The organism is uncultured Nisaea sp., from assembly GCF_963974195.1.
In the GTDB taxonomy this organism is placed as follows: Bacteria; Pseudomonadota; Alphaproteobacteria; order Thalassobaculales; family Thalassobaculaceae; genus Nisaea.
In genome coordinates, this window is the sequence record NZ_CAXBDC010000119.1 from 1 (window position 1) to 12,122 (window position 12,122).

Annotated in this window: 12 protein-coding genes; 6 read left to right on the top strand and 6 right to left on the bottom strand. The window is 60.6% G+C overall.

The window, feature by feature from the left end:
* Nucleotides 1–124 precede the first annotated feature (124 nt).
* Both AAC126_RS19270 and acs read left to right on the top strand, forming a co-directional pair.
* Nucleotides 125–742: a RecX family transcriptional regulator gene (locus AAC126_RS19270; protein ID WP_339856435.1), complete on the top strand. Its 618-nt coding sequence runs from the start codon at nt 125–127 to the stop codon at nt 740–742.
* A 120-nt stretch (nt 743–862) separates the two neighbouring features.
* A complete protein-coding gene (gene acs, locus AAC126_RS19275; protein ID WP_339856438.1) occupies nt 863–2,803 on the top strand; it encodes an acetate--CoA ligase in 1,941 nt (646 codons plus the stop codon).
* A 46-nt stretch (nt 2,804–2,849) separates the two neighbouring features.
* On the opposite strand, the gene AAC126_RS19280 is transcribed toward acs, so the two are convergent.
* The 6 genes from AAC126_RS19280 to AAC126_RS19305 form a co-directional block, all read right to left on the bottom strand.
* Complete coding sequence (locus AAC126_RS19280) at nt 2,850–3,458, bottom strand: hypothetical protein (protein WP_339856441.1); 609 nt, start codon at nt 3,456–3,458, stop codon at nt 2,850–2,852.
* Complete coding sequence (locus AAC126_RS19285; RefSeq protein WP_339856443.1) at nt 3,458–4,630, bottom strand: matrixin family metalloprotease; 1,173 nt, start codon at nt 4,628–4,630, stop codon at nt 3,458–3,460. Before AAC126_RS19285 ends, AAC126_RS19280 begins: the two co-directional genes overlap by 1 nt.
* Before the next feature lie 202 nt (nt 4,631–4,832).
* Nucleotides 4,833–6,029 carry a matrixin family metalloprotease gene (locus AAC126_RS19290; protein ID WP_339856445.1) on the bottom strand — a complete coding sequence of 399 codons (1,197 nt, stop codon included), beginning with the start codon at nt 6,027–6,029 and terminating at the stop codon, nt 4,833–4,835.
* Nucleotides 6,030–6,252: 223 nt separating this feature from the next.
* Nucleotides 6,253–6,801 carry a peroxiredoxin gene (locus AAC126_RS19295; protein WP_339856448.1) on the bottom strand — a complete coding sequence of 183 codons (549 nt, stop codon included), beginning with the start codon at nt 6,799–6,801 and terminating at the stop codon, nt 6,253–6,255.
* Nucleotides 6,802–7,077: 276 nt separating this feature from the next.
* Nucleotides 7,078–8,268 carry an acyl-CoA dehydrogenase family protein gene (locus tag AAC126_RS19300; RefSeq protein ID WP_339856451.1) on the bottom strand — a complete coding sequence of 397 codons (1,191 nt, stop codon included), beginning with the start codon at nt 8,266–8,268 and terminating at the stop codon, nt 7,078–7,080.
* Nucleotides 8,269–8,374: 106 nt separating this feature from the next.
* Entirely contained in the window at nt 8,375–9,412 is a 1,038-nt protein-coding gene (locus AAC126_RS19305) for an AbrB family transcriptional regulator (RefSeq protein WP_339856454.1), read from the bottom strand.
* 178 nt (nt 9,413–9,590) lie between these two features.
* Here AAC126_RS19305 and AAC126_RS19310 point away from each other — a divergent pair, with 178 nt between their 5' ends.
* From AAC126_RS19310 to AAC126_RS19325, 4 genes are all read left to right on the top strand, one after another.
* The gene (locus AAC126_RS19310) at nt 9,591–10,175 is read left to right on the top strand and encodes a nucleotidyltransferase family protein (protein WP_339856457.1); all 585 of its coding nucleotides are present in this window, start codon (nt 9,591–9,593) and stop codon (nt 10,173–10,175) included.
* A gap of 42 nt (nt 10,176–10,217) precedes the next feature.
* Nucleotides 10,218–10,706: an isoprenylcysteine carboxylmethyltransferase family protein gene (locus AAC126_RS19315; RefSeq protein WP_339856459.1), complete on the top strand. Its 489-nt coding sequence runs from the start codon at nt 10,218–10,220 to the stop codon at nt 10,704–10,706.
* Nucleotides 10,707–10,798: 92 nt separating this feature from the next.
* A complete protein-coding gene (locus tag AAC126_RS19320) occupies nt 10,799–11,551 on the top strand; it encodes an SDR family oxidoreductase (protein ID WP_339856463.1) in 753 nt (250 codons plus the stop codon).
* 9 nt (nt 11,552–11,560) lie between these two features.
* A partial coding sequence (locus tag AAC126_RS19325; RefSeq protein ID WP_339856466.1) for an NAD(P)-dependent oxidoreductase occupies nt 11,561–12,122 on the top strand: 562 nt, incomplete at its 3' end.

The window sequence follows — 12,122 nt, forward strand, 5'->3', positions numbered from 1 at the left end:
TCTGACATGTACGGGCCGATGGCTTAGGTTGTGTTGGGCGCGCACAATAGGCGCCAAGGTGATGTGACAGCAACCAAATGGGGTGTGTTGCGCGGGAAGCAACCGCGACAGCCCGGAAATCCGCATGAATGATTTCACAGAGGGCGGTGGCGATGGTCGTGGCGTAGGGAAGAAACGTCGCGAGAAAAAGCCGCCGAAGCCGATCACCGAAAGCTATCTGCGCAATGTCGCGCTCTGGTACATGGAGCGCTATGCCAGCTCCTCCGCGAACCTGAAAGCGGTGCTGATGCGGCGGGTCCGGCTGTCTTCGGCCTATCATGGCAGCGACCCGGCGGAAGGCGCCGGGATGGTCGAGGCGGTGGTCCAGCGTTATACCGAGGCGGGCATTCTGAACGACCGGCTGTTCGCGGAAACCCGGGTTCGCTCCCTTGTATCGCGCGGCACCTCGACCAAAATGATCAGACGTAAGCTGATGGAAAAAGGTGTTTCATCGGACGATATCGACGCGGCGCTGGACGAGGTTCTCGATCAGGAGAATGGCGAGCTGACATCCGCCGCGCGCTATGCCCGGCGGCGGCGGATCGGTCCGTACCGGTTGCCGGAGAAGCGGGAGGATAACCGGGACCGCGACATGGCGGCGCTGGCCCGGCAAGGCTTCGGTTTCGGCATTGCGGCGAAAGTCGTCGATGCGGAAAGTCCGGAAGCGCTGGAAGACGATATCGATGGCGCGGGAGAGCGTTAGGGCATGCGGCGGCGCAGTGCACAAAAATCGCTTAACCGCAGAGAAACGGTTGTTATAGTTACGGCCAATTAATCAGACGAATGCGGTGGTCATACCGCGTCAGAGCTAAGGGGGGTACGAATGTCGGACGTTCAGGAGTTTCCGGTACCGGCGGAGACAGCGAAGACGGCGCATGCGGATGCGGCCAAATACGAGAAGATGTACCGGGAGTCGATCGACAACCCGGAAACGTTCTGGGCCGAGCACGGCAAGCGGATCGACTGGATCAAGCCCTACAGCAAGGTCAAGGACGTCTCCTACGACGCCAAGGATCTGCACATCAAATGGTTCCATGACGGCACGTTGAACGCGGCGGCGAACTGCCTTGACCGGCATGTGGCGACGCGCGGCGACCAGGTGGCGATCATCTGGGAGGGGGACGACCCGAAGGACGACAGGAAAATCACCTATCGCGAGCTGCATCGCGACGTCTGCAAGTTCTCCAACGCCCTGAAAGGCCTTGGCGTCAAAAAGGGCGACCGGGTCACGATCTATCTGCCGATGATCCCCGAGGCCGCGGTCGCCATGCTGGCCTGCGCCCGGATCGGTGCGGTGCATTCCATCGTTTTCGGCGGCTTCTCGCCGGACGCGCTGGCGGGCCGCATCCAGGATTGCGAGTCCGGCATTGTCATCACCTCGGACGAGGGCCTGCGCGGTGGCCGGCCGATCCCGCTGAAAGCCAATACGGACAAGGCGCTGGAGGATTGCCCGGACTGCGGCACCGTCGTCGTGGTCAAGCGTACCGGTGGCAAGATCAACTGGGTCGAGGGGCGGGATCACTGGTATCACGAGATCTGCGATGCCGCGTCAGAGGACTGCCCGCCGACGGAGATGAATGCGGAAGATCCGCTCTTCATCCTCTACACGTCGGGCTCGACCGGTAAGCCGAAGGGGGTGCTGCACACCACCGGCGGCTACATGGTCTTTGCCTCGATGACCCACGAATACGTCTTCGATTACAAGGAAGGCGAGGTCTATTGGTGCACGGCCGATGTCGGCTGGGTCACGGGCCACAGCTACATCATCTACGGGCCGCTGGCGAATGGCGCGACGACGCTGATGTTCGAGGGCGTACCGAACTATCCGGACTTCAGCCGGTTCTGGCAGGTCTGCGACAAACATAATGTGTCGATCTTCTACACCGCGCCGACGGCGATCCGGGCGCTGATGCGCGAAGGCGACGGGCCGGTCAAGGCGACCAGCCGGAAGAGCCTGCGCATCCTCGGATCGGTCGGCGAGCCGATCAATCCGGAAGCCTGGATGTGGTATCACGATGTTGTCGGCGACAAGCGCTGCCCGATTGTCGATACCTGGTGGCAGACGGAGACCGGCGGCATCCTGATCACGCCGCTGCCGGGCGCGACAAAGCTGAAGCCGGGCTCGGCGACACGGCCATTTTTCGGTGTCGAGCCGGTGATCGTCGATGCGGACAACAAGGTGCTGGAGGGTGCGACAGAGGGCAATCTCTGCATCGCGGACAGCTGGCCGGGCCAGATGCGCACGGTCTATGGCGACCATGAGCGCTTCATCCAGACCTACTTCACCACCTTCCCCGGCCGGTACTTCTCCGGTGACGGCTGTCGTAGGGACGAAGACGGCTATTACTGGATTACCGGCCGCGTCGATGACGTGATCAACGTCTCCGGCCACCGCATGGGCACGGCCGAAGTCGAAAGCGCGCTGGTCGCGCACAGCAAGGTCGCCGAAGCGGCCGTCGTCGGCTATCCGCACGATATCAAGGGCCAGGGCATCTATGCCTATGTCACCCTGAATGCCGGGCTGGAGCCGTCGGAAGAGCTGCGCAAGGAGCTGGTGACCTGGGTCCGCAAGGAAATCGGCCCGATCGCCTCGCCGGACCTGATCCAGTGGGCGCCAGGCCTGCCGAAAACCCGCTCCGGCAAGATCATGCGCCGTATCCTGCGCAAGATCGCCGCCAACGAGCAGGACCAGCTGGGCGATACGTCAACGCTGGCCGAACCGGCGGTGGTGGACGATCTGGTCGATAACCGGATGAATAAATAGGGACTGAGCGCGGAGCCGTCGCTAGCGGTTCCGCGCTCCGCCTACATCATTCCTCGAATGGGGCCGGGGCCGATGCTTGTGCGACCGTGCCCTCTGTTTTCGTACCGATGGCGTCAAGCACTACAGTGAGCGCCTCGTCCGTGAGGTCATCGCCAACGGGCTGGCAGTAATACCCGGTTAAGATTGACGTACCTTCGGAATATTGAGCGTCGCCGCCGCCCTGCCCGGTCTTGCCGCTGAACACGACGCAGGCGCGTCCTTGAGCTTCAGCTATAAGATAGCTCGTGCGGAAGTCGCCGGTTACAGCCGTGCGCTGATCCTGCAGGATCGTATGGTCTTTCTTGAAGTATTTGAATAGCGCCAGGGCGCTGCGGGCGTCTTGTACGGTCTGAAAAAAGTAATTCGGGGCCAGGCGGGAGAGATACAGGACGGCGCGGGCGTCCTGCCCGCTCTTCGGTATCGAGGCGATCCTGTAGATGCGTCGTGAATATTGAGCATTCCATCCGCCATCCTCGATAACCTGCGGGATATCGACGGCGAAATAAAGCGGCGACTCCTCTGAGGAGATTGTCTTCCAGGTTGCGGCATCGGCAGGCGAAAAAATTGCGATAATGGTGAGCAATGCGGCTCCGGCGGTGGCTGTTACAATCTTCATCAGATAATCCAGCCCGTATCGAATTGCGCAATCGTGACGTTGCTGAGCTGGATCTGTCCACCATCATGGTTGATGAGTATCGAGTTGCCTCCGTCATGAAGTGTATAGGATCCAGCGAGGACAATGCGGTCGCCCTCCGCACCGTTAAAATCGCTGATGCTGTCTTCGGCCTGGTCACCTGCGTTGAAGACAAACGTATCGGCTCCTGCACCGCCTACATGGTAATCATTGCCGCGGTTGCCGAACAGCAGGTCGTCTCCCCAGCCTCCGCTCAAAGTGTCATTGTTCTGACCGGCAAAGATCGTGTCGTTTCCGCTATCTCCGCCAATGCGGTCATCGCCGTAATTGCCATAGATCAGGTCGTTTCCTGAGCCACCGTTTATAGTTTCGACTTCATTCTGTTGACGCATGTTTCCGTAAGCATCTGCCCTGGGTGGCCCGCTATTCTGGCCGCCATAAAGCGTGTCATTTCCATTACCGCCATCGATCAAATCGATGTCGTGGTTGCCGTAGATGATGTCGTCACCATCTTGTCCAAACAGCAGATCGGTGCCCCTGAAACCGGAGATCAGATCATTTCCGGCGTGGGCCTGAATCGTGTCCCGGTCATCCGTGCCATTGATCCCGTCGGCGCCTTCTGATCCATGTATGGCGCTGGCCAGAGTATTCGTGGTTTTGCCGTAGAGTGCGCTCACAAGAGCTTTGTCACTCTCCGAAAGAGACGGGTCGCCATCCTGGGCGGGATACATGATGCTGTTTGGATCAGTGCTGTCTGCGAGACCGACCACGTGACCGACCTCGTGTGTCAGCACCTCGTAGATTTTGTCCAGATCTGCCCGGTCCGAGTAACTCAGATCCAGATAGATGGAAGCTGTGCCCTCGCCGCGACTGCCGAGCTGACCGTCGCCATCAGGGTCATTGAAAACCGTTCTCGCACTGGTTTCGCTCGAGCTATCGACTAGTTTGATGCCGACATAGACAAATGACTGGTCGAAAGTACTGGTTCCGTAGAAATTGAAGTCGACGCCGTTGTCCCAAACCTCGAATGCGTCCGAGATCGTGTCGTCCAGGTTGTAATAAGAATCGTTATAGCCTTGCGCAGCCATCTCAGCCGTGGAGTTCCAGTTGTAGCCACCGCCTGAGCCCACGTAATATCCGTTATAAACACTCATTTTTAGCCGAGTTCTCCAAATTGGTAATTCACGCGGTTATCTTTCTGCCGCGTCCTAAAAGTTCCACTCAAGAGCCATTCCTTTGATTCGGAATAGGTCTTAGCGTTAATAAAAATTAACTTAAAGAGGGTGGAGCAACTTTTGCGTCTGTTGTCCGAGGGCTGGGTTTCGTGCTGGCCTCTCGCCAGCATTATTGGGAAGCTCAGGTAATCCAGCCCGCATCTAGGCTGGTGTCAGAAACCCCAACAAGCCTTACCGTCCCGCCACCGTGGGTGACGATAAGCGATACTCCGTCGTTTGACGCCGAATAATTTGTTGAGAAGAACAGCCGATCACCTTCCGCCGCATTGAAATCGGTAATCACATCGTCGCCCTGGTCGCTGCCACTGAAGACAAATATATCGCCGCCGGATCCGCCAGTGAGCCTATCATTCTCCCGGTTTCCTAAAAGTGTATCATCACCATCGCCGCCGATCAGGGTGTCCTCGTTCTGTCCGCCAAACAGAATGTCGTTTCCACTCTCACCCTCGAGCCTATCGGCGCCGTAATTGCCATAGATGACATCATCCCCAGCTCCGCCGAGGACAGATTCGACGCCGTCTTGCTGGCGTAGCAGACCGTATGCGTCGAGCCGTGCGACACCGCCATTCTGGCCCCCGAAGAGGGTGTCGTTTCCATCGCCTCCGATGATCAGATCGACTTCTTGATTGCCGTATATGATATCGGCGCCGGTGCCGCCATCCAGCAGATCCGAACCCGTCTGGCCGTAAATTATGTCGCTGCCGTCTCCGCCTGAAATCGTATCGCTGCCATTTGCTGCCAGGACAGTGTCGTTGCCGGCGTTGCCGACGTAGCGGTCCGCGGTCTGACTGCCATTGAAAACGTCGGCCCCGATGGTGCCGGTCTTGCTGTACCCGTAAAGCTCTGCTGCCTTGGCAATGTCGTAGGCGGTGATGGTTTCGGTGCCGTAGAGAGTGGAATTCATCAGGCTTCCGGCGGTCTCGTCGTGATCGAGGCCCAGTGCGTGCCCGAGCTCGTGACGCATGGTCGAGGCGTAGCCGTAAGAATCGTAATAATCCATCACGATGAAGTCATAGTCGACGCCGGTCGTCGAGATGACGTTGTCGCCGTTTCCGTCATAGGGAATATTCACACCAAGGACGCCGCCATAGCCGTCGATGTAGCTCGACATGACGACAATGTCCGCACTATTTACGTTGGAAGTGTGGACGAAGTTTATCGAGAGCTCGTTGTCCCATTCATCGAAAACGGAATGGGCGATTGATTTTTTCGATGAGGAAAGTTCGTAAAAGCCATAAGAGCTGAATGAATAATCGAGATCGGTCGAGTAATAGACCGTGGACCAGGGTTGCAGCGTGATGCCGGTATATAGTCCCACGGTGATCTCCAGAATGTATGTGCCCGGAACAGGCAGTAAGGTTGCCATATCGTGATGCGACATCCGGGCTGTTTTTGCAATCCTCCAGTTGAAATTTTAGATAGAATGCGATCTTTTTCGAGTTGATCCGCCGTGTGTCTTATGGGGCTGTCTGAAAATCCGGGCCGGGACACAAAAAAGCCCGGCTTAAGCCGGGCTTTCCTGTTTTCGAATCGAAAGCCGATCAGGCGGCGACGTTCCGCTTCAGGACGGTCTCGATGTTCTCGAGAATGTTCTGCGGGGAGGAGGCGCCGTACGGGTCGGTGCCGCAATTGTCCTCGAAGCCGTCTTCCTCGAACCAGCCGACGACCGCGCCGTCATCGACGACAGCGCCGTAGCGCCAGGAGCGCATGCCGAAGCCGAGATTGTCCTTGTTGACCAGCATGCCCATCTTGCGGGTGAACTCGCCGGAGCCGTCCGGGATCAGTTTCACGTTCTCGACGCCCTGGGACTTGCCCCAGGCATTCATGACGAAAGCGTCGTTGACGGAGATGCAATAGATCTCGTCGATGCCCTTTTCCTGGAATTCGCTGTAGAGCTTCTCGAAATCCGGAAGCTGGAAGGTGGAGCAGGTCGGGGTGAAGGCGCCCGGGAGAGAGAACAGGACGACCTTCTTGCCTTTGAAGTAATCGTCGGTGGTCTTGTCTTCCCATTTGAACGGGTTCGGGCCTTCGATGGACTCGTCGCGAACGCGGGTGCGGAAGGTGACGAAGGGAACTTTTTTGCCAAGCATGTGTCTATCCGGATCTGTTTTACGTTGTGGAAGCACACCGCCCCAGCAGAGCTGCCGGAGGTGGGCCGGTGCGGGATTCTTGCCTCGTTTTTATCTGGGTTTGCGCTCCGGGCAAGGAATCTTCCCGGAACCCTGTTGAATCAAATCGTACACGATTATGCCGCAGTGCGGTAGCGGGTGATTCGATTGATTCTAATGTGCAAAGCGCCGGACAAGCCGGCGCTTTGCTGCAGTGCGACGGAACGTCGCAGGGTGTGTGGGCCGGCCCGGATAGGCTCAGGCGGGGTTCCGCTGGATCAGCTGCTTGGCGATGATCAGACGCTGCATCTCGTTCGTGCCCTCGGCGATGGCGAGCAGCGGGGCGTCCCGGTAATAGCGCTCGATATTGTATTCCTTGGCGTAACCGTAGGCGCCATGCAGGCGCATGGCTTCCAGGCTATTATGCAGGGCAGCTTCGGTGGAGAAGAGTTTCGCCATGCCCGCTTCCATGTCGCAACGCTCGCCCCGGTCATAGGCGGCGGCGGCCTGTTCGGTCAGCAGCCGGGCAGCCTCGACCTGGGTCGCCATGTCGGCCAGCTTCAGCTGGATCGCCTGATGCTCCGCGATCGGTTTGCCGAAGGTCTTGCGGACCTGTGAATACTGGACCGATTCCTCGAGGCAGGCCCGGGCGATACCGACGCCGCGCGCGGCCACGTTGATCCGGCCGAGCTCCAGCCCGCCGAGGATCTGCTGCATGCCGCGTCCCTCGGCATTACCGACCAGGTTCGCGTCCGGCACGAAATAATCGTCGAGGGTGAAGCCGGCGGAGTCGATGCCCTTGTAACCCAGCTTTTCCAGCTTCTTGGTGACGTTGAAACCGTCGCCCTTTTCCACCAGGAACAGGCTCATGCCCTTGTGCCGGGGTTTGGCGTCGAGATCGGTCTTGGCCAGCACGGCGAGGATATGGCCGTGATAGGCGTTGCTGATCCACATCTTGGTGCCGTTTAGCCGGTAGCCGCCCTCGACCTTGTCGGCGCGCAGACGGATGGCCTGCAGGTCCGTGCCGGCATCGGGTTCGGTCAGGGCGATGCCGCCGCGCAGCTCCCCACTGGCGAAGCGCGGCAGCCAGGCGGCCTTTTGTGCTTCCGTGCCGGAACGCTCGACGGCGGCGGCCATGATCAGGTGCGAATTGAAAATGCCGGAGATCGACATCCAGACCCGGCTGACCCGCTCGACGATTTTCGTATAGGTCGAGGCCGTCAGTCCGAGCCCGCCCCATTCCTCGCCGATGGTGGCGCCGAACAGGCCGAGTTCCGCCATCTTGCCGACGATATCCTCCGGCCAGGCATCCTGGGCTTCCAGCACATGGGCATAAGGGGCGACATCACGGGTAAGAAAGCGCTCGACGGCGTCCAGGATCATGCGCTCCTGTTCGGCCCGCTCCTCAAGGGTGAGGCCGGACTGGTTCGCGGCGACGGCTGCGGTCATGGAATTTTCCTCCCGGGAGCCCCGGTTTGATGTGCTGGCGGCCCAGTTTGATAGGCTGGGGGACGCCGTTTATCGTATTTTGGATCAACCGAAAATACCGGTTTTCCTAGGCCTTTGAACTTAGAATATAGCGGAAGATAAGCCCCGAGAGGGCAATAACCAGAAAAATCCGGATAATATGGAAGGCGGCGATCAGCGGAACGCCGAGCTCGAGCACGGCAGCGGTGATGCTCATCTCCGCCATGCCGCCGGGGGAAACGGACAGCACCATGCTGGCGGCGGGCAGGCCCGTCACTTCCGCAACGCCGATGCCGAACAGGATATTCAGCCCGACCAGAACCAGCGTGCTGAGCAGCGCGTGCGGCAGAAAGCGCCGCAGCGGCAGTACCAGCTCACGGCGGTAGCGCAGGCCGATGAACGTTCCGATCAGGACCTGGGACAGGTTGAGCAATTCGCGCGGCATGCCGGAAAGATGCAGGTCCAGCACCGTCACAAGGGCACCGGCGGCGAGCGGTCCGAGCAACCAGCCATTGGTGATCCGGCGCCAGGCCATCAGGCCGCCGAACAAGAGGGAGAGAGCAATCAGGACCGGAAAGCCCTGCAGGTCGAAGGGGAGCTTTTCGACCTGGAACGGCGAATGCCCGACAGCCCCGATAAGGGTGAGCGTGGTCGGGATGGTGGTGACGACGCAGAGGATCCGCATGGACTGGGCGAGGGATACCGGCGCCATCTCGCCGCCCCACTTCGTCGCCTGTATCGCCATTTCCACCACGCCGCCGGGCACGCTGGCGAAATAGGCGGTGGCCATGTCCACCTTCGCGACCTTGCGCAGATAAAGCGCGGAGAGCAGCCCGAACAGAATGGAGGCGAGCGCGCAGATCACCATCACGGCGATATGGTCGACCACGAAGGCGGCGACGGCGGGTGTGAAATTGAGGCCGATCCCGGTGCCGAGCAGGAGCTGGCCAGTCTGCCGGGCGCCTTTCGGCAGGGAGAGCGTCAGTCCGGCCATGCCGAGCGCTCCGACCGAGAGCATCGGCCCGAGCAGCCAGGGCAGAGGCACATGCAGCAGGGCGAATATCCAGCCGGCTGCCGCTGCGAAAGCAACGCTGGCAATGTGGCGGACGGGCGCGGATATGGTCATGGCGGGCGGGCCTGGTTTGGCCGGTTTCCGGAGTCGGTCGCACGGCCATCGAGCGAAAAGGTGAAGGAATGGTGCCAGCACTTAGGCAGGCAGTGACGTTCCGGTCAATCTGTTGACGGTGCTTTGGTGCCGGTGCATCAGATAAATTCCATATGGTCAAAAAACAGGGGCTTGTTCGATGACGGATGACAGCTTGCGGGATCGTTTTCTGGCGCTGACGCGAGACAATCCGGCGAACCGGATCATCCTGGAGCGGATGCCCGATCTCGGCGTCGAGGATACCTGGCTGGTGGCCGGTTGCCTGTTCGGGACGGTCTGGAATGCATTGTCGGACCGCCCGCTCGACGAGAATATCCGGGACTATGATGTTTTCTACTACGACCCCGATACCAGCTATGAGGCCGAGGATGCGGTGATCCGCCGTGGTACGGATCTGTTCGCCGATCTCGGCGTCGAGGTCGAGATCCGCAATCAGGCGCGGGTGCCGCTCTGGTTCGAGGAACGGTTCGGGGTGCCCTATCCGCCGATTACCGAATCCCGCACCGGCATCGACCGGTTTGTTGTCGCGGGCACCTGCTGCGGGATTTCGCATACCGGCGCGGTGCATGCGCCTTATGGCTTCGAGGATATGTTCGCGGGTGTCCTGCGCTACAATGTGATGAACCCGACGCCGCATCAGTTCCAGTTCAAATGCGGCAGCTACCGGGAGCGCTGGCCGTGGCTGAGCGTTGTCGGGGATGGTGAAAGCGCCGCCGCTCCCTGAGCCGGAAAGTGTGATAAACACATCGCCATTGATGAGGGGGCGATGATGGACCAGAACGAGCATAAGGACGGTGCACCGGACACGGCGGGCGTGGTGATGCCGCCGCCGGTCATTCTGCTGATCGCCATCCTCTTCGGGGCCGTGCTGGAGATTTTCCTGCCGCGCCCGTTTGCGCCGGACTGGGCGCAAACCTATCTCGGCCCGGCCCTTGTCGTTGCCGCCGTGGCTGTTGCCATCATCGCCGAGCGCCAGTTCAAGCGCGCCGGGACCAGCGTGAAGCCCTGGGTGCCGACCACCGCCATCGTCACCACCGGACTGTTCGCCTTCAGCCGGAATCCGATGTATGTCGCCATGGTGGTCCTGTTGTTCGGCCTGGCATTTGCCGGTAACACGCTCTGGATCCTGACAGCCACCGTTGGCTTTGTCGGCGTGATGCATTACGGCGTGATCCTGCGCGAGGAAGCCTATCTCGAACGGCTCTTCGGGGCGACCTATGCAGACTACAGGGCGCGGGTCCGGCGCTGGATCTAGAAGGCTGAAATTCCCGGAAGCGCCCTCCGTAGTGCTTCCACATGCCGCCGTCCCCGTGCCACTCTCTGCGCCTTCATGTGTGGGGACCGGGTATGGAAAACAGGACAATTCTGATAACGGGTGCGGCAAGCGGTATCGGCGCGGCGACGGCGCTCAGGCTGGTGCAGCCGGGCGACAAGGTGTTGCTGCATACGCGCCGGAATTCCGAAAAACTCGAACAGGTCGCCGACGCGATACGGGCAAAGGACGCCAAAGCCGAATGCATCCTGCGGGATCTTGGCGAGCCGGGCGCGGGCCGGGACCTGATCACGGCCTGTGCGGATCATTTCGGTGGCATGGACATCCTTGTTGCCAATGCCGGTTATGCCGACAAGGCGCCGCTCGGCGAAGCCGGTGGGGTGGAGCGGTTCGACCAGGCCCACGGTGCGATTGCCCGGTCTTTTTTCGAGATGGCGGAGGCGGCCCTGCCGTTGCTTGAGGCATCGCGACGGGGACGGGCCATTGCCGTTGGCGCGTTCGGCCCGCATGTCTGGCGCACGGATTTGCCGAGCTTTCCCGCGACGGCTGCCGCGAAAGCCGCGCTGGAAGCAACCGTCAGGGCGCTTGCCCTGAAACTCGGCCCGTGCGGTGCAACGGCGAATGTCGTCGCCCCCGGTTTCATCGAGAAGGACGCGGGCACCCATGCGGCGGTGACGGCGGAAGCGGCGGCGGAGCTGACGGGCTGCATCCCGATGGCGCGGCGGGGGACGCCGGCGGAAGTTGCCGCCGTGATCGTCTTCCTCTCCTCGCTCGAAGCGAGCTACGTTACCGGACAAGTCATCCATGTGAATGGCGGTTTGATCTAGGGGGAAATGATGAGTGAGGGACGTATTGCCGGGGTTATCGGCCTTGGCTCGATGGGAATGGGCGCGGCCCGCTCCCTGGTCGCGGCCGGGATAGAGACCTGGGGCACGGATGTGCGGGCCGAGTCCGTCGAGGATTTCGTGGCGAATGGCGGCAAGGGCGCGGCAAACCCGGCGGAGCTGGCATCGAAGGTGGATGCGTTGCTGGTGCTGGTGGTCAATGCGGCCCAGACCGAAAGCGTGCTGTTCGGTGAGACCGGCGCTGTCAAACACATGAAAAAGGGTGCCGTCGTCGTCGCCAGCAGTACGGTGCCCGCCGCCTATGCGCGGGAACTTGAGGGACGGCTGGCGGAGCACGGCCTGCTGATGGTCGATGGGCCGGTCAGCGGCGGTGCCGCCAAGGCGGCGACCGGCGAGATGACGGTGATGGGCTCCGGCACGCCAGAGGCATTCGAGGCAGCGGACTTCCTGCTGAAGGCCATCGCGACGAAGGTTTACCAGCTGGGCGATCAGGCCGGGCCGGGCTCGACCGTGAAGACCATCAACCAGTTGCTCGCGGGTGTGCATATCGCGG

Excerpts from the sequence above, each read along its gene's own strand:
- AAC126_RS19285 (WP_339856443.1), bottom strand. The coding sequence starts at position 4,630 with ATGAGTGTTTATAACGGATATTACGTGGGCTCAGGCGGTGGCTACAAC.
- acs (WP_339856438.1), top strand. The coding sequence starts at position 863 with ATGTCGGACGTTCAGGAGTTTCCGGTACCGGCGGAGACAGCGAAGACG.
- AAC126_RS19305 (WP_339856454.1), bottom strand. The coding sequence starts at position 9,412 with ATGACCATATCCGCGCCCGTCCGCCACATTGCCAGCGTTGCTTTCGCA.
- AAC126_RS19300 (WP_339856451.1), bottom strand. The coding sequence starts at position 8,268 with ATGACCGCAGCCGTCGCCGCGAACCAGTCCGGCCTCACCCTTGAGGAG.
- AAC126_RS19320 (WP_339856463.1), top strand. The coding sequence starts at position 10,799 with ATGGAAAACAGGACAATTCTGATAACGGGTGCGGCAAGCGGTATCGGC.
- AAC126_RS19280 (WP_339856441.1), bottom strand. The coding sequence starts at position 3,458 with ATGAAGATTGTAACAGCCACCGCCGGAGCCGCATTGCTCACCATTATC.
- AAC126_RS19270 (WP_339856435.1), top strand. The coding sequence starts at position 125 with ATGAATGATTTCACAGAGGGCGGTGGCGATGGTCGTGGCGTAGGGAAG.
- AAC126_RS19310 (WP_339856457.1), top strand. The coding sequence starts at position 9,591 with ATGACGGATGACAGCTTGCGGGATCGTTTTCTGGCGCTGACGCGAGAC.
- AAC126_RS19315 (WP_339856459.1), top strand. The coding sequence starts at position 10,218 with ATGATGGACCAGAACGAGCATAAGGACGGTGCACCGGACACGGCGGGC.
- AAC126_RS19295 (WP_339856448.1), bottom strand. The coding sequence starts at position 6,801 with ATGCTTGGCAAAAAAGTTCCCTTCGTCACCTTCCGCACCCGCGTTCGC.